The 22277-nt window shown below is 58.5% G+C and carries 18 protein-coding genes; 12 read left to right on the top strand and 6 right to left on the bottom strand.

Going from position 1 to position 22277, the window contains the following annotated elements:
- Positions 1–187: 187 nt before the first annotated feature.
- Positions 188–655, bottom strand: a complete 468-nt coding sequence (locus ABCP74_RS08290; RefSeq protein ID WP_295718251.1) for a hypothetical protein — start codon at positions 653–655, stop codon at positions 188–190.
- A 276-nt stretch (positions 656–931) separates the two neighbouring features.
- On the opposite strand from ABCP74_RS08290, the gene ABCP74_RS08285 reads away from it, so the two are divergent.
- Complete coding sequence (locus tag ABCP74_RS08285) at positions 932–1363, top strand: Hsp20/alpha crystallin family protein (RefSeq protein WP_040359532.1); 432 nt, start codon at positions 932–934, stop codon at positions 1361–1363.
- A gap of 82 nt (positions 1364–1445) precedes the next feature.
- On the opposite strand, the gene ABCP74_RS08280 is transcribed toward ABCP74_RS08285, so the two are convergent.
- Positions 1446–2255: an MBL fold metallo-hydrolase gene (locus tag ABCP74_RS08280; RefSeq protein ID WP_343001511.1), complete on the bottom strand. Its 810-nt coding sequence runs from the start codon at positions 2253–2255 to the stop codon at positions 1446–1448.
- A 48-nt stretch (positions 2256–2303) separates the two neighbouring features.
- Between ABCP74_RS08280 and tilS the strand changes: the two genes are divergently transcribed.
- From tilS to ABCP74_RS08255, 5 genes are all read left to right on the top strand, one after another.
- Complete coding sequence (tilS, locus tag ABCP74_RS08275) at positions 2304–3842, top strand: tRNA lysidine(34) synthetase TilS (protein WP_343001512.1); 1539 nt, start codon at positions 2304–2306, stop codon at positions 3840–3842.
- A 147-nt stretch (positions 3843–3989) separates the two neighbouring features.
- Entirely contained in the window at positions 3990–4538 is a 549-nt protein-coding gene (gene hpt, locus ABCP74_RS08270) for a hypoxanthine phosphoribosyltransferase (protein WP_035138721.1), read from the top strand.
- Between the two features lie 61 nt (positions 4539–4599).
- Entirely contained in the window at positions 4600–6687 is a 2088-nt protein-coding gene (gene ftsH, locus ABCP74_RS08265) for an ATP-dependent zinc metalloprotease FtsH (RefSeq protein WP_343001513.1), read from the top strand.
- A gap of 189 nt (positions 6688–6876) precedes the next feature.
- Positions 6877–8061: a pyridoxal phosphate-dependent aminotransferase gene (locus tag ABCP74_RS08260; RefSeq protein WP_343001514.1), complete on the top strand. Its 1185-nt coding sequence runs from the start codon at positions 6877–6879 to the stop codon at positions 8059–8061.
- Between the two features lie 165 nt (positions 8062–8226).
- The gene (locus ABCP74_RS08255; protein WP_343001515.1) at positions 8227–9048 is read left to right on the top strand and encodes a phosphatase; all 822 of its coding nucleotides are present in this window, start codon (positions 8227–8229) and stop codon (positions 9046–9048) included.
- 78 nt (positions 9049–9126) lie between these two features.
- Here ABCP74_RS08255 and rlmD read toward each other — a convergent pair whose 3' ends face one another.
- On the bottom strand, positions 9127–10575 hold the full coding sequence (gene rlmD, locus ABCP74_RS08250; protein WP_343001516.1) for a 23S rRNA (uracil(1939)-C(5))-methyltransferase RlmD: 1449 nt from the start codon (positions 10573–10575) through the stop codon (positions 9127–9129).
- 338 nt (positions 10576–10913) lie between these two features.
- Here rlmD and ABCP74_RS08245 point away from each other — a divergent pair, with 338 nt between their 5' ends.
- The 4 genes from ABCP74_RS08245 (at position 10914) to ABCP74_RS08230 (ending at position 15751) form a co-directional block, all read left to right on the top strand.
- Positions 10914–11774, top strand: a complete 861-nt coding sequence (locus ABCP74_RS08245; protein WP_117655764.1) for a transporter substrate-binding domain-containing protein — start codon at positions 10914–10916, stop codon at positions 11772–11774.
- Positions 11774–12427 carry an amino acid ABC transporter permease gene (locus ABCP74_RS08240; RefSeq protein ID WP_195521063.1) on the top strand — a complete coding sequence of 218 codons (654 nt, stop codon included), beginning with the start codon at positions 11774–11776 and terminating at the stop codon, positions 12425–12427. Before ABCP74_RS08245 ends, ABCP74_RS08240 begins: the two co-directional genes overlap by 1 nt.
- Positions 12428–12600: 173 nt before the next feature.
- Complete coding sequence (locus ABCP74_RS08235; RefSeq protein ID WP_343001517.1) at positions 12601–13365, top strand: amino acid ABC transporter ATP-binding protein; 765 nt, start codon at positions 12601–12603, stop codon at positions 13363–13365.
- A gap of 310 nt (positions 13366–13675) precedes the next feature.
- Positions 13676–15751: an elongation factor G gene (locus ABCP74_RS08230; RefSeq protein WP_040359539.1), complete on the top strand. Its 2076-nt coding sequence runs from the start codon at positions 13676–13678 to the stop codon at positions 15749–15751.
- A 128-nt stretch (positions 15752–15879) separates the two neighbouring features.
- On the opposite strand, the gene ABCP74_RS08225 is transcribed toward ABCP74_RS08230, so the two are convergent.
- Positions 15880–16863 carry a DNA/RNA non-specific endonuclease gene (locus tag ABCP74_RS08225; RefSeq protein WP_343001518.1) on the bottom strand — a complete coding sequence of 328 codons (984 nt, stop codon included), beginning with the start codon at positions 16861–16863 and terminating at the stop codon, positions 15880–15882.
- Between the two features lie 476 nt (positions 16864–17339).
- Between ABCP74_RS08225 and ABCP74_RS08220 the strand changes: the two genes are divergently transcribed.
- On the top strand, positions 17340–19034 hold the full coding sequence (locus ABCP74_RS08220; RefSeq protein ID WP_343001520.1) for an ATP-binding protein: 1695 nt from the start codon (positions 17340–17342) through the stop codon (positions 19032–19034).
- Between the two features lie 118 nt (positions 19035–19152).
- Here ABCP74_RS08220 and larE read toward each other — a convergent pair whose 3' ends face one another.
- Positions 19153–20031: an ATP-dependent sacrificial sulfur transferase LarE gene (larE, locus tag ABCP74_RS08215; protein WP_343001521.1), complete on the bottom strand. Its 879-nt coding sequence runs from the start codon at positions 20029–20031 to the stop codon at positions 19153–19155.
- Between the two features lie 166 nt (positions 20032–20197).
- Here larE and ABCP74_RS08210 point away from each other — a divergent pair, with 166 nt between their 5' ends.
- A complete protein-coding gene (locus ABCP74_RS08210) occupies positions 20198–20848 on the top strand; it encodes an HAD family hydrolase (RefSeq protein ID WP_343001522.1) in 651 nt (216 codons plus the stop codon).
- 113 nt (positions 20849–20961) lie between these two features.
- On the opposite strand, the gene ABCP74_RS08205 is transcribed toward ABCP74_RS08210, so the two are convergent.
- Positions 20962–22074, bottom strand: a complete 1113-nt coding sequence (locus tag ABCP74_RS08205; protein ID WP_343001523.1) for a LacI family DNA-binding transcriptional regulator — start codon at positions 22072–22074, stop codon at positions 20962–20964.
- Positions 22075–22277: the final 203 nt, after the last annotated feature.

Raw genomic sequence — 22277 nt, 5'->3', positions numbered from 1 at the left:
CCATCGCGCCGAGAGTACTGCGGGGTCAGCCCGTGGGAGGCCAGGGCGCCGCTGACCGGTGGACGGCACCGAGCCGTACGCTTGAACTGAGAAGGGGGAGGCCTCGCGGCCTCCCCCTTTTTTTGCGTTTAAGGGCGTAAAGGACTCAATTACACTAGACAATCTTATTGTTTTTGGTATTGAGCCTTTATTTAAAGAAAATAAATCGAATAACAAGGGCAACTGCTATGGCCACAATGATCAAAAGCAGGATTGTCAGTCGATGCTGCTTGCGTCGTTTACTTGACGAAACGAAGATTGATTTTCCCTGTTTTGGCGTTTCGAGATAGCGAGCCGAATGCGTCAAGGTTTGCTTTGGTCGAGGACCTCTTTGTTGATTGGCGGCGGATGCTTTCAGTGGCTCCTCACTAGCTGCGCTGTTTTTAGATAATGGTGCGTCTTTCAGATATACAGGGTCTCCCGAGGCGACGCCCATATGTTTACGTCCCGTTTGGGCATCTTCGAGTGTTTGATATCGATTTCTCGTCACATACTCGGGCTCCGGATCATTAATGGGCTCTTGCGAGATGTGGGGGCGATGGAACCGTGGCGGCTGCGTGGAAGTATCTTCCCCCTGCGTCGGCATAAACATTTTGTTCTGGTTTTGGTCGTCCATGATGCCCTTTAGCTCGTTACCAACAACGTGTACGCGCTCATTGTAAGCCCCTTGTTATTTGTAGCTGGGGACATACTCGGTATTTAAGCTCTGGTTCAAAGAACCTTAACCTTACTAAAACCTGAGTCATACACACTTAGATATGCTTATAGTACTGGACTCAAAAAACTTTATAGTCGATGTATATATAAGCACTGTGTGGGCATATATAAGAGCGTCAAAAGAAGCCCCAGTCACCTAGAAGATGGCTCGGCAGTCCTAAAAGGAGTGGTAAACATGGCAAGCATGGTTCCTTATCGTTCGGTTTTTGGCGTTCGTCCTTCTGCTAGCTCGCTGTTCGATCTGTTTGATGATATGACCGACCTTGCAAACAACTCGATTGCTTCCAAGGCGTTTCCCGTTGACGTTGAGGATAAGGGCGACGGCTATGAGGTCAAGGCCTATCTGACCGGTGTCGCCAAGGACGATATCGATGTCGAGCTCAATGAGGGCCGTCTGTCCATTAGCGTGAATGTCGAGGAAGACGAGGAGAACGAGGGCAAGAACTTCCTGCAGAAGGAGTTCAGCTCGTACAGCGCGACGCGTGGCGTGTATCTAAAGGACGCTTCGAGCGAGGGCCTCTCGGCTAAGTACGCTGACGGCATCCTGACCGTTACGGTTCCCAAGATCGTCGAAAAGAAAAACGTTACGAAGATCTCCATCGACTAACTTCGTTGGTGTTCTGCGCTATTAAAAGACAGCAAAAGGGGCTGGGAAGCGATTCTCGGCCCCTTTTGCTGTCTAGGACAGTCTATTGAATGGTTGCCGGCTGATACTGACTCGCAGGGCGTATCGAGAGTTTTCGCGATCCTTGGAGAAGGGTTGCGGAGCTGCCGACCTCGTCATCCAGGGTTGCGGCCAGAGCTTTGGCATAGCTTTTGACGGTAAGGCTCGGACGATTGTTATCTTGGCTGATATGCATGGCAATGAGCTGTTCGGTGCGATCTGTAACAAGTTCGCGCGCGGCTTCGGCGGCTTGGCTGTTGGAGAGGTGTCCCCTTGCAGACAGGATGCGCTCCTGAAGAAAGCGGGGATATTCTCCCTCGCGCAGCATGGTCACATCGTGGTTGCTTTCGAGTGCGAGGACTCGACAATCTTTGAGGGTGTTCATGGCTTGGCTCGATAGCTCTCCGGTGTCGGTGGCAAACCCAATGGAATCATCGAGAGCATTGAATCGATAGCCGACCGGATTGATGGCATCGTGTGACGTTGAGTAGGTTTGCACGTGGATGCCGGCAATGGATAGGGCGTCACCGGGATCGAATTCCTCGACAGGCAGATGCGAAAGATTTTCTTTGCTCGAAAGAGTGCCCCTGCTGGCAAAGAGGGGGCCGTGCCAGTGCTTGCACCAGACATCGAGGCCCTTGATGTGATCGCTATGCTCATGAGTAATGAGAAGAGCCGAGACGTTGTCTGTCGAGAGCCCCAGTTCTGCCATGCGCTTTAATGTCTCGCGGCGAGACAGTCCGTCATCGACCATAATGAGCCCCTGCGGGCCCTCGATGAGTGCGCAGTTGCCTTTAGAGCCACTGCCGAGGATATGAAGGTGCAGACGAGACATAAGATTCCAAAGGATACAATGGGTGCGGACGAATAGAGGAGGAAGCAAATGCCTACGGTATCTCAGCATTATGGACACCATGCCGTGCCTGGGGTAGTCGATGAGACCCGGACGAGGCAGCAGGCAGCTCCTGTCGTGCTCATGGTATCAGGCGGCGCGGACTCGACGGCACTGCTTCTTATGGCGTGCACATCAAAGCTGGATATCCAAGACGGACGCGGTGTTGCCCCCATTGCTCGCGAGCGCCTGCATGTGCTGCATGTAAACCATCATCTGCGCGGCAAGGCGTCCGATGGCGACGAGGCCTTTGTGCGTGAGCTTTGCGCGAAATATGGTTTACCGCTGTGCGTGGAGCACGCTTATTTTGATGGGGAGTCGGGCAATATTGAGGCCGCAGCCCGCGAGGTGCGCTATGCCGCGGCGCGGAGGTATGTTCGCGAGCTCTGCGCCCAGACGGGGGCACCGCGAACGGCGGCTCGTATCTGCACCGCGCACACGTCTTCGGATCGCGCGGAAACGTTTTTGATGAACGCGATTAAGGGTTCGGGGCCCGCTGGCCTATCGAGCATTCCTCGCCGGAGGAATATCGTGGTGCGTCCCTTGCTCGACCTAACTCATGGCGAGCTCGTGGGCTATCTACAGGTACATGGTCAGCCGTGGCGTGAAGACGAGAGCAATGAGGATATCTCGTATCTGCGAAACTACGTGCGCCATCGAGTGATGCCGGTGGTGGCGCAGCGCAACGCGAGCGTCTGCAAGACGATTGGCGCCGCCTGCGAGATCTTAGGCGATGAGGACGCGTTTTTGTCTCAGCTTTCGGCACAGGCGTTTCGAAGCTGCCTGCGTAAGGAGGCGGCGGGCGCGCTGGTGCTCGATGCCAGGCGCCTTGCTGCGGCCGAGGTGGTAATCGCGCGGCGCATCGTGCGACTGGCGATTAAGCGCATCGATCCGGACGCTCGTCCAGAGATGCGACATGTGGAGCGAGTCCTTTCCTGCGTTGCCGAGGGCGCCGGCTCGGTCACGCTTCCGGCGGGGATTGACGCACGCATTGAGTTTGGCATGCTGGCGTTCAAGGCGCCGGCGGCTCGCGAGGGCCTGGTCGCGGACTGGGTTACCGTACCCGGTCGTTTGCCGTTGGGCGGGGGACGTATGCTGGTCACAGAACCGATGGCCGTTGAGCCGGGATGCGATATCGTGCGCCGCGCCCGTGAGCTTGCAGCTGCCGGGGAAGTGACAGCTTTGGTAGACGCGGCTGCCCTGGGTTTTGCCGACAGCGATAGTGAGCGGATCCTGGCGGGCTCGCGTGGCGAGATCCCTGCCGAGGCGCGATTGGCGCGCCTGTGGGTGGACGGTCCTGCACCGGGAGACGTGATGTGCCCGTTAGGGATGAGTGGTCGAAGCAAGAAAGTATCCGACTTGCTAGGTGAGGCTCGCATTCCCGTTTCCGAGCGCGCCGGCGTGCCCATGGTGAGGACGGCGCCGGGGGGTGCCGTGGTGTGGGTCGCCGGAGTTCGCGCGGACGAGCGTTTTAAGTGCACGGCTGCAACGCGCGTGGCATATCTGCTCCGCGTGGTCGATGCGGAATAGCGTCCCACGCCTGCTATTCTGTGCGACGTTGACGGTATTCCCGCGCTGATGGCGCACGGGCTGGTAAATTTACCCCGTGCGCTGCTAGAATGTGTAGTTCGCGTCCATACGGCGGTGTGTGGGCGATAAGCACAAGAAAGGGTTGTCATGGCTTCTCAACATCCGGATATCGAGAAGGTTCTGTTCACGCAGGAGGATATCGACGGTATCGTCTCTCGCCTAGGCGAGCAGATTACTCGCGACTACGCGGGTAAGGATCTGGTGCTGATTGCGGTCCTGCGCGGCGCCGTGGTCTTTATGGGCGACCTGATGCGTAAGATCGAGCTGCCGACCAACATCGATTTCATGGCTGTTTCGAGCTATGGCGACGGTGTGAAGTCCTCGGGTATCGTGCGTATCATTAAGGACCTGGATATCGACATCCGCGGTCGCGACGTGCTGATCGTCGAGGACATTCTGGACTCGGGCCTGACGCTCAAGTATCTGATGAAGAACCTCGAGAGCCGCAAGCCCGCTTCTCTGGAGGTCGCCGCCTTCCTGTGGAAGGACGTTGAGGACCGCGTCTCGGCCATCACGCCCAAGTATGTTGGAACCCATTGCCCCGATGCCTTTGTGGTGGGCTACGGCCTCGACTATGCCGAGCGCTATCGTAACCTTCCGTATCTGGGCATTTTGAAACCGGAGGTTTATTCGTAAGATGCCCGACGACCGTAACGATAACAATTCCCAGACTCCCCGGGACCCAAAGATCCCGGGGATGCCCGGAGGCAAGAAGCCCACGCGTACGGGCTGGCTGTATTTTATTTTGGCTTGCGCGCTTCTGGGCTACGCCTTCTTTAACATGGGCTCCGGCTTTGCCAATTCCAGCAATACCGTTAAGCTCGCGACGAGCGAGATGGTGAGCGCCATCAAGCAGGATCGCGTCGAAGATCTGACCTATACGGTTCAAGACGGAAGCGTGACGGGTCATTACTGGAAGACGAAGAAGGACAAGGGCGATACGAGCGAGCTCAAGAGCTTCTCTTCGACCTATGTCGGCTCCGATTCGCTTGCCGAGCTCATGGCGGAGCACCCCGATACCAAGTACATCGTCAACACCAACGATCCCGATTTTTGGGGCGACTTGGCGATGAGTGTGCTTCCGACGATCGCCCTTATCGCCATCATGTTCTACTTTATGCGCCAGATGATGGGCGCCAACAACAGGAACATGCAGTTTGGCAAGACCAACGCCAAGACCAACGAGGCCACACGCCCCAAGGTCAAGTTTGAAGACGTTGCCGGCGTGGACGAGGCAGTCGAGGAGCTCGAGGAGATCCGTGACTTTTTGAGCGATCCTGATCGCTATCGCAAGCTGGGCGCCAAGATCCCGCGTGGCGTGTTGCTGGTTGGCCCTCCGGGCACCGGTAAAACGCTGCTGGCCAAGGCTGTTGCCGGCGAGGCGGGCGTGCCGTTCTTTAGCATCTCGGGTTCCGACTTTGTCGAGATGTTCGTAGGTGTCGGCGCCAGCCGTGTGCGTGACCTCTTTAAGGAGGCCAAGTCCCAGGCCCCGTCGATCATCTGCATCGATGAGATCGATGCCGTGGGACGTCAGCGCGGAGCTGGCTTGGGCGGCGGTCACGACGAGCGCGAGCAGACGCTCAACCAGCTGCTGGTCGAGATGGACGGCTTTGAGGAAAGCGAGTCGGTCATCCTGATCGCTGCGACCAACCGTCCTGACATCCTAGATCCGGCATTGCTGCGTCCCGGCCGTTTTGACCGTCAGGTTACGGTCGACCGTCCGGATGTGAAGGGCCGCGAGCAGATCTTGCGCGTGCATGCCGAGAACAAGCCGATGGACGAGGACGTTAAGTTTGAGAAGCTCGCCCAGATGACCGTTGGCTTTACTGGTGCCGATTTGGCGAACCTGCTCAACGAGTCTGCGCTGCTGGCCGCTCGCCGTCATCGTTCCGTGATCTCGATGGACGAGGTCGAGGAATCGATGGAGCGCGTGATTGCCGGACCGCAGCGCAAGGGTCGCGTGATGACCGAGGCCGAGCGCACCACGATTGCCTACCACGAGAGCGGTCACGCCCTGGTGGGCCACATCCTGGAGCACTCCGATCCGGTCCACAAGATCTCGATCGTCAGCCGCGGTCAGGCTCTGGGCTACACGCTGCAGCTTCCGCAGGAGGACCACTTCCTCAAGACTAAGAACGAGATGCTCGACGAGCTCGCCGTGTTCTTGGGCGGTCGCGTTGCCGAGGAGCTCATGTGCGATGACATTACGTCGGGTGCGAGCAACGATCTGGAGCGCGCAACCAAGATGGCGCGCGAGATGGTCACGCGCCTGGGCATGAGCGAGGAGCTGGGCACGCAAGTGTTTGGCGAGGCGCAACATCAGGTGTTCCTTGGTCGCGATTACGCCGATCACCAGGATTACTCCGAGGAGACGGCGCGCCGCATCGATATCGAGGTTCAGCGCATTATGCGTGAAGCCCATCGTCGTGCGGTCGAGATCCTGGACGCCCGTCGCGATCAGCTCGATCTGATGGCGAAGGTGCTGCTTGAGCGCGAGACCGTCGAAGGCGACGCCGTGAACGCCCTGCTCGACAACGAGTGGGATGCCTACCTTGAGCGCGAGGGCGATATCCTGGCGGCCAAGGAGGAGCGCAACGCCAAGGCGGCCGGCATGCCGACCAAGAAGCGTGCGCCTCGCATGAGCGAGGAGGAACTTGCGGCAGATGCCGCGGCCTTTGCGCAGGCGGCCATGCAGGAGGATGCCGAAGCCGCATCCGATGATGCTGACGATGACCATGCCGTCGTCGGTGCCGATGTCGACACCGACGACGACGCCGACAAATAGTCTTTGTGGCGAAAGCCTCCGCGGGGAAACCTGCGGAGGCTTTTTCTTTTGAGCGATATGGGGCCGTCTGTTGATTGGGGACAGACTTAAATGAGCGTTTTCACGCATTTAAGTCTGTCCCCAATCAACATTGCTGCGGCACTTTGCTCGGCTAAAGCGTACAATAGCGCCTATGCGAAAGGGGAACAGATGATCAACGAAACTATGTATGCTCGCGGTGCGGAAAGCTCCATCATCCGTGAGATTTTTAGCTATGGCCTTGAGCGCAAGGCGCAGATCGGTGCGGAAAACGTATTCGATTTTTCGCTGGGCAATCCGAGCGTTCCGGCGCCCGCTGCCGTGGCTGAGTCGATTAAGAAGGCCCTGGAGCTGCCGAGCGACCAGCTGCACGGCTACACGCCCGCACCGGGCCTGCCGCAATGTCGTGCCGCTGTGGCCGAATCGCTCAACCGCCGCTTTGGCACGAGCTATGAGGGCAAAGACGTCTTTATGACGGTGGGTGCCGCGGCTTCGCTCACCTGCACGCTCAACGCCGTTACGAACCCGGGCGACGAGGTTATTGTTATCGCCCCGTACTTTCCGGAGTATCGCGTTTGGATTGAGAAGGCCGGCTGTACGTGTGTTGAGGCGCTCGCCGATGAAGATACGTTCCAGCTGAGCGTGGACAACGTGCTCAAGGCGATCAGCGATAAGACGGCGGCCGTCATCATCGACTCTCCCAACAATCCGACCGGTGCCGTATATACATGCGACACGCTGACGCGACTGGCCAACGTTCTGCGCGAGGCCAACGCTCAGCGCGATCCCGAGAATCCGATTATGCTCATCTCGGATGAGCCGTACCGCGAAATCGTGTACGGTGCCGAGGTGCCTTGGGTGCCCTCGATCTACGAGAACACCGTGGTGTGCTACTCGTATTCTAAGTCGCTTTCGCTGCCGGGCGAGCGCTTGGGATGGATCTTGGTTCCCAATACGAATCCTCAGGCAGGTCGTCTAATGCCCGCCGTTGCCGGTGCCGCCCGTACGCTGGGCTTCGTGTGCGCGCCGGCGCTCTTTCAGCGCGTAATTATCGATTGCATCGATGAGCCGAGTGATGTCGGGGCCTATGCCCGCAACCGCACGGCGCTCACCGATGCTTTGACGGACTACGGCTATACCTATGTTGAGCCGGACGGTGCTTTCTACCTGTGGGTGAAGGCACTCGAGCCCGATGCGAATGCGTTTTGCGAGCGCGCAAAGAAGTATGAGTTGCTTGCGGTTCCCTCGGACAGCTTTGGTATGCCGGGTTGGTTCCGCCTGGGCTATTGCGTGAGTTACGAAACGATTGTCAATTCGCTACCCGCTTGGAAACAGTTGGCGGACGAGTATCGTTAAAAGTAAAGCGCTCTGCCTACAATGTTTTACGTGAAACGGGGTTTGGTGTTAAGCCGGACCCCGTTGTCATGGACGTTGTGTCTTTGGGATGGAGTGGTTTTACGACTATCGAAGGCTATGAGTACAATGAATATAAGCGACGGCCGTGCCAGATAAGGAGACCTGATGCCCTACCTGCTTTCTTGTGACATTCATACCCATACGATGTTCTCTGCGCATGCATATTCGACCATTGAGGAGAATGTGTACTGGGCGGCAGAGCGTGGCCTGCAGGTGCTCGGATCTGCCGACCATCTGAGCTCTATGGTTACGGCTTGCCCCAATGACCTGCGCAGTTACCAATTCTTTATCAACCAGGATATCTGGCCGCGCATTTGGAGCGGCGTGCTGGTGCTGCGTGGTGCCGAGGCCGATATCGTTTCGCTGGACGGAAGCCTGTTTGGCGAGGACACTCCTGTCACGCTCGATATCGCCGGCGATTCGTACAGCCGTCAGCATTCACTGTTCGATTTGGTTACGCGTAATTTGGATTATTTGGTTGCAAGCGTGCATAATCCGCAGATTGCTGAGGGCGCGACGCTGGCCCAGACGACCGAGATGTATATCAATGCCCTGGAGCACCCCAAGGTGTTCATGCTGGGTCACACGGGGCGTTCGGGCGTGCCGTTCGATATCGACGAGGTGCTGTTGGCAGCTAAGGCCAAGCACAAGATTATCGAGATCAACAACCATAGTCTTGAACACGGTATCGACACTGAGCATTGGGTCGTATGCCGCAAGATCGCCGAGCGCTGCGCCGAGCTGGGCGTGGGCATTGGCGTTTCGACCGATGCGCACATTGGCATGGCCATTGGCAAGCTCGATCACGCGCGCAAGATGCTCGACGAGATTCACTTCCCGCTGGATTTGATCGTGACGCGCGACCGCGAGACGCTGCTGCGCGAGATGGCGGCAGCCGGCGTGTGCGATCTGCGCAATGGGATGTAGCGGAGTTTATAAACCAAGCGAAGGGGGCGGCCCAGGCGGGTCGCCCCCTTTCTTGTCCCAAAAATCTACTGAGGTTGGTTAGCGGCGTTCGAGGACCGCTACGGTTTCGGTGTGGTCGGTGTGAGGGAACATGTCGACGGGCGTGATCTTGAGCAGGCGATAGCCTCCGTCGAGGAGCTGGTGCAGGTCGCGCTCTTGGGTCACGGGGTTGCAGCTGATATAGGTGATGCGGCGCGGCTTAAGTGCGCAGGCAGCTTCGAGGAACTCGGGCGTGGAGCCGGCGCGCGGCGGGTCGATGGAAAGGACGTCGACGCGCTCGTTGTTATCGGCGGCATCTAGGATGTAGTCGGTGGCATCGTCGGCCATAAACCAAGCGCTGCGGGTGAGGCCGTTGAGCTCGGCATTGCGGCGTGCGTCGGCAACGCCCGCCGGGTTGCGCTCCACGCCGAGCAGCATAATGCCGATACCCTTGTTCTGGGCATCTTTAGCTGCGCACAGGCCGATAGTTCCGCTACCGCAATAGGCATCCATGAGTACGTCGCCCTGCTGCAGGTCCATGCCGTCAATCGCGAGCTGATAGAGCAGCTCGGTCTGCTGCGGGTTGGTCTGGTAGAACGCGGTGGGGGAGATATCGAACTCGCAGCCGAGCAGCTGGTCGCGCATGCACTCGGCGCCATATACAATGCGGGTTTCCTCGCCGAGGATGGCGTTGCCGGGACGTCCGTTGATGTTTTGGGCGACGGTGACGATGTGCGGATTGAGTGCGGCGACAGCCTCAAAGAACTCCTGCGCATGCGGCAAGTCGCGCTGAGCGGTCACGAGCGTGACCATGACCTGGTCGGTACGCCAACCGCAGCGGACGACGGCATAGCGAAGCAAACCAAGATGCTTGTCCTCATTAAAGGCGGGAATATGCAGCCGCTCAGCTTCGCGTGCGATGCCGTTGAGAATCTGACGGGCGCCCGGTGCCTCGACGGGGCATTCGGGTACGGCGACGATCTTGTGCGTGCCGCGCTCAAAAAAGCCGCATCGGACAGTGCCCTCCTTGCCGGGAGCAAAGGGGGTGGCAGCCTTATGACGAAAACCACGCGGCGCAGGATACTTGCCCGGATCGCCCAAGGTGACACCCATACCACGAATGGGATCGACAGCAATGCCCTCACGCTCGCAAAGCGAAGCAAAAAGCTCCTCCATAGCAGCCTGCTTGGCGGCGAGCTGCTTCTTATAAGGACGATTGAGCGCCGTGCACCCACCGCAAGCTTTCATGATGGAACAAGGGGACTTGGGATCAACGGCCTTGCGCGCAGACGGAACCGGATTCTTATACGGGCGCTTGGAGCGAGCCTGAGATGCCTTATCCTCGCTCCGACGAGAGCTGGGACGCTTGGCCTCAGCCTTGCCCTTAGCCGACTTACCCTTCGCATTCAGAGACGACTTGGATTTCTTAGAAGATGTTCTATCCTCCGACCCCTCAGCCGCCTCGATTAAGGCACGACGAGCCTTACGCTCCGCACGAGATTCTGCCATCAATAACTCCACTAATTCATGAATTAAAGCTGCAAGTATTGTACCGTGCCAAGCCGGCAGACGATATACAAGCGGTTTATTCGTGTCAGTGATAAGCCCAACGACGGTTGCCCGCCGCGTGAGGGGTGTGGGGGTTAAGTTTATCGCGAGTTCCGCACGAACAGGAGGCCACTTAATGTGGCCTCCGTCGTGAGCAGGACTGTAGAGCAGGAAACTTAACCCCCACACCCCTCACGCGGCGGGCAAACTCGCCTTGTGCTCTATCACGCTAAAGTGTATGATTCTGAACGTTACATGACTCACTTTACCTAACTAAAGTGCCACCAAGGGGGAATACCATGAATACCGATATGTCTCGTCGTCAGTTTGTTGGTCTAGCCGGTTCGCTCGCTACGGTTCTAGGCCTTGGCCTGGTAGGCTGCGGCGGTGGTGCCGGCAAGGGTTCCGCTGCCGGTTCTGCTGCAGCCAAGGACGTGAAGGGCGCTGCGGAGTCCAAGAAGCTCGTGGTGGGCTTTGATAAGTCCTATCCTCCGTACGGCTTTGTGGGCGACGATGGCGAGTACACCGGCTTTGACCTCGACCTTGCCAAGGCCGTTGCCGATAAGCAGGGCTGGGATGTTGATTACGAGGCCATCGATTGGGATGCCAAGGACACGCTGCTCAACTCCGGCGCCATCAACTGCATCTGGAACGGCTTTACCATGGAGGGTCGCGAGGACGACTACACGTTCTCCGAGCCGTACATGCTCAACGAGCAGGTGCTCGTGGTCAAGAAGGATGCGGGCATCAAGAGCTGGGATGATCTTGCCGGCAAGACGGTGATCACCCAGACCGATTCCGCTGCTCAGGACGTGCTCGAGGGCGATCAGAAGGATTTGGCGGCGACGTTTGCCACGCTCGACACCATCGGTGAGTACAACACTGCCTTTATGCAGCTCGAGAGCGGCGCGGTCGATGCCGTGGCGTGCGACCTTTCGATTGCTCAGTATCAGCTTGCCGCAAAGCCCGATGCCTATACGCAGCTTGATAAGCCGCTGTCCAGTGAGCACTATGCCGTCGGCTTTAAGAAGGGCGACACCAAGTCGGCCGATGCCGTGACCGAGTCGCTCAAGGCACTCTACGAGGACGGCACGGTCAAGGACCTGTGCGACAAGTATTCAAGCTATGGTCTATCTTTCGATAATTGGGTGCTCAAGTAATGTCTATTCAGGTCATGATGCAGATGCTTGGCCAGGGCTTCTTGGTCAGTTTGCAGTTGTTTGTGCTGACGCTGCTGGGGTCGATTCCGCTGGGAATCCCCGTGGCGTTTATGCGCATGAGTAAAATCGCGCCGCTCCGCTGGATTGCGCGCATCTATATCTCGGTCATGCGCGGCACGCCGCTCATGCTGCAGATGTTTGCCATCTACTTTGCCCCGTACTACGTGTTCGGCATTTCGCTCACGCCCGATTCCAAGTGGACGGCGTGCGTCGTAGCGTTCATCATCAACTACGCCGGTTACTTTGCCGAGATCTATCGCTCGGGCCTGCAGTCCATTCCGCGCGGTCAATACGAGGCAGCCGAGGTGCTGGGCTATTCGCGCATGCAGACGTTTCTGTATATCGTGATGCCGCAGGTCGCCAAGCGTATTCTGCCGGCGATGGGCAACGAGATCATCACGCTGGTCAAGGACACGTCGCTGGCGTTTGCCATTGGCGTGGGTGAGATGTTCTCGACGGCCAAGGCGCTGGTCGCCTCGCAGGTGAGCATGGTGCCGTTTGCGATCGCGGCGCTGATCTACTGGATCTTTAACTTTGTGGTCGAGATGCTGCTGGGCGCCGCCGAAAAGAAGCTGGACTATTATCATGACTAGATCGTTCCGCCGTTCTAACGAACGGCGGACTGCTCGACGCTGCGCGCGTGCCTGACGGCCAATCTGCTCCTCAAACCGTCGCTTGCGTACAGAAGTACGCGGCGCTCCTCTTTCGGAGCACATTGTCTCGCCAGTCACACGCTCGCTGACTTTTTAAACACATGGAGGTTCCCGTGTCCGGAACGGTAATGAATATATCGAACGCGCGCAAGGCGTTTGGCGGCAATGAGGTGCTCAAGGATATCTCGCTCGAGGTTAAGCGCGGCGAGGTCGTGGCGATTATCGGACCTTCGGGTGGCGGTAAGTCCACGCTGCTGCGCTGCGCCACGCTGCTCGAGACGCTCGACGGTGGCTCGCTCTCGTTTGGCGACCTTGCCGTTGCGACGGATGCGGGTTCGGGCGCGGTCTATGCGAAGGGCGATGTGCCCAAGCGGGCACGCTCGCGATTCGGCCTGGTGTTCCAAAATTACAACCTGTTCCCGCACTATACCGTGATGAAAAACATCATCGACGCGCCGATCCGCGTGCTTAAGCGCCCGCGCGAGCAGGCGGAAGCTCGTGCGCGCGAGTTGATCGCGCAGATGGGGCTTACGGGCAACGAGAACAAGGTGCCATGTGAGCTTTCGGGCGGCCAGCAACAGCGTGTGAGTATCGCCCGCGCCTTGGCGCTCGATCCGGAGATCCTGTTCTTTGACGAGCCGACCTCGGCACTCGATCCCGAACTGACGGCCGAGGTGCTGCGTGTCATTAAGGACCTTGCCGCGCAGAATATGACGATGGTGATCGTGACCCACGCAATGCAGTTTGCGCGCGATGTCGCCGACCGCGTGGTCTTTATGGATGGCGGTCGTATTGTCGAGGAGGGTCCTGCCGAGCAGGTCATCGACCATCCGCGCGAGCAGCGCACCCGTGAGTTCTTGAGCCGTATCGAGGGATAGGCTCAGGTATTTACTCAACTATTAATTGAGGCGAAGCCGCCGCAGGTCTTACGGTCTGTGGCGGCTTTTTGTTTGCATCGACGGGGTTCAATAATCGCCTCACAAGCTTGTCTCTTCCTCTCGCCGCCTGTATTCATACGTGTGCCGAAAGGTGTGCATGGACGGTCGCCCGTGAGGGTAGGGTGGTGGCATAGGACATTTGGAGGGTGAGCCGGCTCGGCTGCCGACCATGCTGCTCCCGGGATGGCACCGACCGCGAACTCTCCCCGTTGGCGTCGCGCAATGCGCGCGGCCCTGCAAGGAGGTCATCATGGGTGCTCCCAAGACCGGTAACGTAAGGAACGTGGTGCTCGTAGGCCAAGGCGGGGTGGGCAAGACTTCACTCGCCGAGGCCATGCTCCACCTTTCCGGTAAGACCGCCCGTCTGGGCGGCCACGACGGCACCAAGCCTACGCTCGACTATGATCCCGAAGAGGTCAAGCGTGCGTTTTCCATCTCGACGACCATCGCGCCGATCGACTGGAAAGGCGCGCGCATCAATGTGCTCGATGCCCCGTGCTACCCCGATTTTATCGGCGACGCCTTTGCCGCGATGAGCGTCTGCGAGACGGCTCTGTTTGTGGTCGACGCCGAGGCCGGCCCGCAGCCTACGACGGTTAAGCTCTGGTATGCCGCCGAGGACCTGCGTCTGGCGCGTGCGGTATTCGTAAACCGCCTGTCGCGCTCCGAGGCCAGCTTTGCGACCACAATGGACCTGCTGCAGGAGCGCTTTGGTACGCGACTGGGCGCCGTGACTCTTCCCTGGGGCGAGGGCGAGGACTTTGACGGCATCATCGACCTGGTGCGCATGAAGGCGCGCCATTGCAACGGCGCCGAAGCAGTTGAGTCGGAGATTCCCGAGGAGTATCGTGCCCAGGCCGAGGAGGCCCATGACCATCTGTGCGAGCTGGTGGCCGAGGCCGACGATGAGCTGATGATGAAATACCTGGAAGGCGAGGAGACGCTGACGCAGGAGGAGCTTGAGGGCTTGCTGTCGAAGGCGATTGCCGAGCGCATCTTTGTGCCGGTCTTTGCGGGCGATTGCATTAAGGAGCAGGGCGTCAACTCGCTGATGGACGACATCGCGACGTACTTCCCGGCGCCGACCGACTACGGCGAGATGCCGCTTATCGACGGCGATTCGCTCAAGATTTCGAGCGACGATGACCGTCCGGTGGCGTTTGTGTTTAAGACGCTGGCCGACCCGCAGCAGGGTCGCATCAGCTTTATCAAGGTACTGACGGGCACGCTTGAGCCGGGTCTTGAGCTGATCAACGCGCGTACCCGCAAGAGCGATCGTCTGGCCCACCTGTATGTGATGTGCGGCCGCGACATGACCGAGGTCGGTCACGCCTATGCCGGCGACATTATCGTGGCACCCAAGCTGGCGGCCGAGACGGGCGATACGCTCTCGATTACCGGCAAGGTCGAGGCTGCGGCGTTTAAGTTCCCCAACTCGCAGTACCGCATTGCCATCGAGGCCGAGAATCGCGGCGACGAAGAGAAGCTCTACACGTTTATCGAGAAGGCCTGCAAGGCCGATCCGACCATGAGCATCGACCGCGACGAGGAGACCGGCCAGACCATTATCTCCGCCGTTGGTGAGGCGCAGGTTTCGGTGCTGCTCAATCGTTTGGAGGATCGCACCAAGGTCGTAGCCAAGAGCGTGCCGATCCGCATTCCGTATCGCGAGACCATTCGCCGTACGGCAAGTGCCCAGGGCCGCCATAAGAAGCAGACCGGCGGCGCCGGTCAGTACGGCGACTGCTGGCTGCGCGTGGAGCCGCTCATTGGGCCCGACGGCACGAGCGATGGCTATGAGTTTGTGGACGAGGTCGTGGGCGGCCGCATTCCGCGCTCGCTGATCCCTGCCGTGGACAAGGGCGTCCAGGAGACCATGAAGGACGGCATCATTGCCGGCTATCCGCTCACGGGCATTCGCGTGGCTGTGTACGACGGCTCGTATCACAGCGTCGACTCCAACGAGATGGCGTTCCGCGCGGCGGCTCGCATCGGCCTGCGCAAGGCATGTGCCGATGCCGACCCGGTGGTGCTGGAGCCCATCGAGGAAATCACGGTGACTATTCCCGAGAGCTACGCCGGCGCCGTGATGGGCGACATCTCGGCCTCGCGCGGTCGCGTGACGGGTATGGAGACCGATGAGCGCGGCGATACCGTGGTCATTGCCCAGGCGCCGCTGGCAGAACTGACGGATTATTCGACGCGCCTACGCTCTATCACGCGCGGCACGGGCGACTTTACCATGAAGCCCGCAGGCTATGAGCAGGTGCCTTATGACGTTCAGGCCAAGCTGGTCGAGCGCTATGAGGAGGGTCGCGCCAAGTAGCGTGTGATTTTGCCTGCAATGTAGGTGCTGACGAAAGGGCCGCCTTGGGTAACCGGGGCGGCCCTATTTGATCCTTTGGGACGGAGGAAAACGGATCATTTTTTTGGTTACGGGCAGCGCGGCCGGCATTAGTCTCCGGATGCCTGGTTGCGGCCGGTGGCGTAGTCGATCTGCACGTGCGGCTGTAGGTTATAGCAGTACACGTGGAAGCACAGGGTCTTGCCGTGGTCCTCGACCGATTGCGCCTCAAGGCGCGCGCCGCGGCAGACAAGTTCCTCTTCGTTATACATGGGCGTGACGCGGTAGAGCACATGGTTGCCCGTGTCGCGGATGTAGCCGAGAATCTGCTCCTCAAACGGCAGCATGCCCGTTTCGTTGAGATAGCGCGTGCCGGTGAGGAGATTTTTGCGGTTGGCGTTTTCGCCGCAGAGCGACCAGGCGATAAGGTGGCAGCGGTTGTAGAGGCTCTGGCCCGGAATAAAGTCGTAGCGCTGCTGGTGCCAACCGGCAGGATGGATACGCGAGATATCGCCGCGCTCGCCTTGACCGAGTGATTCGGGGCCCACGCAGGCGAGTGCTTTGCGGGTGCGGCCCAGGCTGTCGAGCTTGGAGAACTTCTTAAAGCAGCCCTCTTCGGTGGCGCGCTCGTATTCATCGAGCGTGAATGACGGTGTGCCGAGCGGGTGCGTGCTGTCGGCGCGAAGGGCAACGTAGGGGTTGCCGGCGTAGTCGGGAATGCTGCTGAGATAAACACCGCGCGCGCGGTTGAGGTCGGGGTTTTCGACCTCGTCGATGGGGGTGGCGGCACTGTCCGCGGAAACGTCGTCATCGGTGTCGGTCGCGGCGGAATCGGAGCCATCGCCAGAGTCCTGGCTGTTTTGAGGGTCCTCCGCGCTCGCCGTTCCCGATTCGAGCCGAGCGACCAGGTCTGCCTCGTCGTCGGTGCGGCTGGGGCTCTCGTTTTGTTTTTCGGCCAGAGCCACCGCCTGTTCATCGCTTTGCGGCGACAGCAGCTTGGGCGCTCCGTCGAGTGATCCCGTAAACAGCGCAAACCCCAGCACCACGGCGGTGCCGATGGAAAGTACTTGCTTGTAGGTGGACTTGCGCGACATTGAGGCTCCTGGATGGACGGTTGGGAATCTACCAGTCTAGCAGGAGCCGGCAGGGGCCGTTCTGCCGAACAAATACTTAAGATTTGGGATAGACGCTACTGATTCATTTGTCTCATATGGAGCTGCAGCGGTTGTGTATATGAAGCTATTCGGCGTTTCCCCAGATAAAACCTGCCAAAATAAACCTGTCTCTTTTTGGCGGGCTAATCGTGAGTTATTTCACCGCAACTTAGGGCACGGTTAGGAAGTGTGCACCTTAAAGAGTGGAGCCCTTGATTAGAGAGATTGCGCTCGTCTCTCTAAATGTCTCTTTAAAGAGAAGGTCAGTTAAAGAGATAGCATTAGGAAATCTAGCAGTGAATTTGATGCATCTCTCTAAATTTCTCTCTAAAATAAGATGCATATCTCTCTAAAGTTAGAGAGATATACTATACTTTAGAGAGATAAATCTATCGTTTTAGAGAGACGGAATGCCAATGCTGCTGGATGAACCTCTTGGCCTTATCGTTGAGCGCCTTCGCAGGCGGGGGACTGATGACGCATCGGTAGAAGTTAAAGCCTGCACGAATAAATTGAGCGCAGACGTATGGGAGACAGTGAGCGCTTTTGCGAACACTGCGGGTGGGCTCATTATTTTGGGCCTGAACGAGGCCGAAGGATTTGTTCCTTCGGCTAACTTTGCTATCGATAGGGTGCGCGATCAGTTTGTTTCGGGTATCGGAGACGGAGGCTCAGCGGCAGTGGTGACCCATGCGCCGCGGTACGAGCTTGATCGAGGCGAGGTCGACGGGCTCCAGGTGCTTCTGGTGCGCATCTTTGAACTTGAGCTTAAAGCGAAGCCTTGCTATATCGGCGCGCGCGGCGTGCAGAACGGTAGCTACAAGCGCGTGGATGATAAAGATATCAAGATGTCACCCGCTGAGCTATATGAGCTGCAGAGTGCGTTGCTCCCGAGCGATGCAGACGGCACGGTGGTTTCGGAGGCAACGGTCGAGGATTTGGATCCAGATGTCGTGCGGTCTATTATCGCAAATCGCCGGCTGCAGACCCCGCGCGTTTTGCGCGGGGCCGATACGCTGGAAAAGCAGCTGGTCAGACTCAATATCACTACAAAGGATGGTGCCGTGAAGCTCGCGGGGCTTCTGTCGGCGGGAATTTACCCCCAGCAGTTCTATCCCAAACTGATGATCGATGTCGCCGTTCATTCCGATGTGGAAAAATCCGCACCCGGGCAACCCCGATTTATTGACCGCCAGTTGTGCGATGGCCCGATTCCGGCTTGCATCGAAGATGCCCTTGCCGCGATTGGACGAAACTTGCGCAAAGCGGCGATAGTGCAAGGCGCTGGCAGAAGGGAGGATTGGGAAGTTCCCCAGGAGGTTTTGCGCGAGGCCTTGGCAAATGCCTGCATCCATCGAGAATATTCGCCCATGTTTGTGGGGCAGGCCGTGAGTGTCGATATCTATCCAGACAGAATAGAGATCAAAAACCCTGGCGGGCTTTGGGGCGGAAAGACGGTGGACAATCTTGCAGACGGGGAATCGCGCTGCCGAAATCCAAAGCTCATGAGCCTAATGGGGGCGACGCCGTTAGAGCATGCCGAGGGGGCCGTTGCGGAAAGCCAGGGATCTGGTATCCCGGCTATGATTCGCGAGATGGAGTCTCGTTCGCTTGGCAGGCCGAATTTTATCGTTAAGGCCGATTCGTTTACGGTGTTGCTTTCCCGGCACGGGGCGGAGCTTGCTGAAAACCGCACGTGGATTCAGAGCCATGTGGGCACCGAGCTGACGGATCGCGAGGAAACATTGCTCATGTTTATGCGGGAGCATGGGTGCGTATGCGATGTTCAAAAAATACGAGAGGCCCTGAAGTGGGATTCGGATGACATTCGCCTGATCTGCGGGGACCTTGTGGATAAACATGTTCTGTCAAAATGCGGCAAAGACACGTTTGAAATTATCGATAGGAACAGAGAATCGTCAGCTTCGACGGCGGATAGGATCCTGGAGGCTCTCAGCGCCGAAGTGGATATGACGGCGCGAGAAATTGCGGTTGCATCGGGGGTCAGAATTTCGTCTGTCCGTTACCATCTGCCAAAAATGGCAGATAAAGGACTCATTGAGGTAATGGGTTCATCGACGAGCCGCAATCGCCGATATCGGAAGAAGTAGATGCAGCCGGGTCGCTCCTCTAGTGTCTCTCGAAGCTGGATGGGTGCTAGAGGGATGATTGTCTTGCGATATTTCCCCAGGTAAAACCTGCCAAAATAAACCTGTCCCTTTTGGCAGGTTACTGATTCATGTTGCCGTGGATGTAGGGGGTGACCTCGGGGGAGATATGGTCGCAGCCCAGCTCGCGCAGCGCGGACTCGATAGCGGCGGGCAGCGGGGTCTTGCCCTTGTCGTCGACGGCGGCACCGCCGAGGGCGGCAATCTTGGCGACATCTGCGGGTGCGGCCTCGATATGCATGCAACCGCCGATCAAGCGCGCGCGTACCTGTGCCAGATCAAGATCGTACAGGTAATCCTCGCAGGCGCGGATTAAATCGACCTTCTCGCGCGTAAGCTCCTCGCCCGTGGGGACGCGCGTGGCAAGACATGCTCCCGCCGGCAGGTTCCAAACGGGATAACCCCATGCGCGCAGCAGCTCGCGCTCTTCGTCCTTGGTAAAGCCGACCTCCATGAGAGGGGATCGTACGCCGAGCTCTTCTGCCGCGCGCATGCCGGGACGGTAGTCACCGCGATCGCTTGCATTGCTGCCATCGATGACGGTGGGAAAGCCGAGCGACTTGGCGTGGTTGACGATGGCGGTAAAGCCGGCGTGCTTGCAGTGGTAGCAGCGATTGGCATCGTTGCAGGCTACTTGGGGGAGCTGCAGCTGATCCACCGAAAGATTGAGCACGGGGAGCTTAAAATGCGCCCCTTCATTGGCTTGTCCATCAACGGACCGCTCAAACGAGGCCTGTTCGGGCGTGCCGATGAGCGGCGTGGTGAGATGGACGAGGAGGGTATCGGTAGGCATGATGCGGGCGCATACGGCGGCCAAAAAGCTGCTGTCGACGCCACCGGAAAACCCGATAGCCACGCGCCCGTATGCCAAAAGCAGCTGTTCGAGCGCCGATAGCTTGTCTTGAAGCTCCTCTGCGGGTGTCGTGGTGTCTAAAATCATGAAACGATCCTTACCATTGAGTACTCGGTCGAAAACTATAATCCTAATGCGTTACTTGCCATAAGTCTTCTATCTATGTAACGAAAGTGCAATATGCTATATACGTTATATACAAGTTTGTAAGTGCGGTAGAGTGGTAGTAACACAATCCGGTGAGGGGGCCGATATGATCAAGGCTGTTATTTTTGACATGGACGGAACGCTGGTCGACACCGAGCGTTTGGGGATTAAGGCCTGGAAGGCAGGCGCCGCTGAGCTGGGGCTCGCGATTGATGATGCGCTGATCCATCAGTTTATCGGTCGCACGCTGCCCGATGTCATGGACATCCTCGATAAGCATTATGGCAGCCACGAAACCACCGAGGCGATCTATCGTCGCCACAAGGAGATTCGCGACGAGATGGTCAAGACCGAACTGGAACTTAAGGCCGGCGCCGCCGAGTGCCTAGACGAGCTGCTGGCCGCGGGCTATCACGTGGGTCTAGCGACGTCGTCGCGCCTCGTTACGGCCGAGCGCAACCTTAAGATGGTTGGCCTCTTTGACAAGTTTGAAACGGTAACGTGTGGCGAGGACGTCGTGCACGGCAAGCCCGACCCCGAGATGTATCTGCTCGCCTGCGAGCGCGCGGGCTTTGCTCCTGAGGAATGTGCCGTGGTCGAGGATTCGCGCAACGGTTGCGTCTCGGGCATTACGGCCGGCTGCCATGTCTTTGCCGTCCCCGATATCGTGCCGCTGCCGCAGGACGTGGTGGATGGCTGCGAGGCCGTGCTCGATACGTTGTTCGACCTGGCGGCGGCAATCAAGGCTGTGCGCTAGAAAATTGCGGCGTTGAAACGAGCGATTGCTCACGTTTGCGCTCAAGCAAAAGGGGCCCGGCAATGGTCGGGCCCCTTTTGCTTGAACGGCGACTTAGCATACTTACGGGCGTGCTATAGATACGCACCGAGGTTGATGGCCGTGGCGTCGGTCTGGCTGCTTGCCTGGGTGCTGGCGCGTTCCAGCAGGAACGGCCGCACGAGTTCTTGGCGGTTGATGTCCTCGATGGCCGTGACCGCGGTGACGGTGCGCGCGGCAGAGCCGATGTGGACGTGCTTGGTCTTTGCCGGGGCCTTGTTCTCAATTTGCTCCATGAGCAATTGAACGCCCTTGCGGCCAATCTCGTAGCCCGGGGGCGCTACCGTAGTGAGCGGGACCGATCCGCTCCAAGCGAGTGGGTTGCCATCGCAACCTGCTACGCGTACTTGCCCGGGGACGGCGATGCCTTTGTCGACCAGCGCCGAGATGACGCCCGAGGCCAGCACGTCGGTCAGACCGACGACAAAATCGGGGCGTTCGTCGGCGGGGCGCGCGGCGATTTGGGCGCCGATGCCGTAGCCGTCGGCGGCGGTATTCCATTCGCCGGCGTCGATGACTTCGATCTTGATATCGGGGTGTAGAGCGAGCGCTTTATGAATGCCAAGGACGCGCAGGGTGAGTTGCATAAATGCTGCTCGGCCGACGACGACAATATGGTGTGCGCCGCGGGCGATGGCGAGTTCGGCAATGATGCGACCCTGGGCCTCGTTGTCGGCCGCCACATAGTAGCCGGGCTCGGAGCAATGGATGTCCAGGTGGACGATCGGCACGGGCATCTTGGCCATGACGGGGTGCCAGTCGGGGGATGCCATGGGCTGAACCATGACGCCGGACATCTGGGTGCCCATAAAGTAGCGCAGGTAATGGTCTTCGAGAATATCGTCGTTATCGGCGTTGGCGATGAGCAAGTCGTAGCCGTGCTTGCGGGCCTCGTTGTGGGCGCCGCTGGCGATTTGGAGCGAAAAGCCGTGATCGAGACGGGGGAGCACCAGGCCAAAGGACTTGGTGGCGCCGCCCGCGAGCTGACGGGCGCTTTGGTTGGGCAGGTAGCCAAGGCGATTGATGGTCTCGTTGATGAGCTTGAGGGTCTCGGGGCGTAGCTTTTCGGGGTGGTTGAGCGCGTTGGAAACCGTGCCCAACGAAACCCCGGCCTCGCGCGCGACGTCGCTGATTTTTACCTTTGCCATAGCGGCCCCTTTGATGCGTTTCAAGTACAAGCCAGATTGTAGCATCCCAAACCTACCAAAAAGGGACAGGTTTATTTTGGCAGGTTTTATCTGGGGAAACGCTGTTGCCAACGCGACCACCACGAAGGGGACAGGCACCTTTGTGGTGGTTTGGACCGGCTGGACGTGTGTACATCGGGTGGTATCTAAGTTGAGATACCACT

The organism is Collinsella aerofaciens (assembly GCF_039062315.1).
Classification (GTDB): domain Bacteria; phylum Actinomycetota; class Coriobacteriia; order Coriobacteriales; family Coriobacteriaceae; genus Collinsella; species Collinsella aerofaciens_BG.
Note: the sequence above shows the minus strand (reverse complement) of the source record. Positions and strands in the feature narration are given on the sequence as shown.

Bases quoted from the DNA above. Each gene is read 5' to 3' on its own strand.
- ABCP74_RS08290 (WP_295718251.1), bottom strand. From the start codon at position 655: ATGGACGACCAAAACCAGAACAAAATGTTTATGCCGACGCAGGGGGAA.
- ABCP74_RS08285 (WP_040359532.1), top strand. From the start codon at position 932: ATGGCAAGCATGGTTCCTTATCGTTCGGTTTTTGGCGTTCGTCCTTCT.
- ABCP74_RS08280 (WP_343001511.1), bottom strand. From the start codon at position 2,255: ATGTCTCGTCTGCACCTTCATATCCTCGGCAGTGGCTCTAAAGGCAAC.
- tilS (WP_343001512.1), top strand. From the start codon at position 2,304: ATGCCTACGGTATCTCAGCATTATGGACACCATGCCGTGCCTGGGGTA.
- hpt (WP_035138721.1), top strand. From the start codon at position 3,990: ATGGCTTCTCAACATCCGGATATCGAGAAGGTTCTGTTCACGCAGGAG.
- ftsH (WP_343001513.1), top strand. From the start codon at position 4,600: ATGCCCGGAGGCAAGAAGCCCACGCGTACGGGCTGGCTGTATTTTATT.
- ABCP74_RS08260 (WP_343001514.1), top strand. From the start codon at position 6,877: ATGATCAACGAAACTATGTATGCTCGCGGTGCGGAAAGCTCCATCATC.
- ABCP74_RS08255 (WP_343001515.1), top strand. From the start codon at position 8,227: ATGCCCTACCTGCTTTCTTGTGACATTCATACCCATACGATGTTCTCT.
- rlmD (WP_343001516.1), bottom strand. From the start codon at position 10,575: ATGGCAGAATCTCGTGCGGAGCGTAAGGCTCGTCGTGCCTTAATCGAG.
- ABCP74_RS08245 (WP_117655764.1), top strand. From the start codon at position 10,914: ATGAATACCGATATGTCTCGTCGTCAGTTTGTTGGTCTAGCCGGTTCG.
- ABCP74_RS08240 (WP_195521063.1), top strand. From the start codon at position 11,774: ATGTCTATTCAGGTCATGATGCAGATGCTTGGCCAGGGCTTCTTGGTC.
- ABCP74_RS08230 (WP_040359539.1), top strand. From the start codon at position 13,676: ATGGGTGCTCCCAAGACCGGTAACGTAAGGAACGTGGTGCTCGTAGGC.
- ABCP74_RS08225 (WP_343001518.1), bottom strand. From the start codon at position 16,863: ATGTCGCGCAAGTCCACCTACAAGCAAGTACTTTCCATCGGCACCGCC.
- ABCP74_RS08220 (WP_343001520.1), top strand. From the start codon at position 17,340: ATGCTGCTGGATGAACCTCTTGGCCTTATCGTTGAGCGCCTTCGCAGG.
- larE (WP_343001521.1), bottom strand. From the start codon at position 20,031: ATGATTTTAGACACCACGACACCCGCAGAGGAGCTTCAAGACAAGCTA.
- ABCP74_RS08210 (WP_343001522.1), top strand. From the start codon at position 20,198: ATGATCAAGGCTGTTATTTTTGACATGGACGGAACGCTGGTCGACACC.
- ABCP74_RS08205 (WP_343001523.1), bottom strand. From the start codon at position 22,074: ATGGCAAAGGTAAAAATCAGCGACGTCGCGCGCGAGGCCGGGGTTTCG.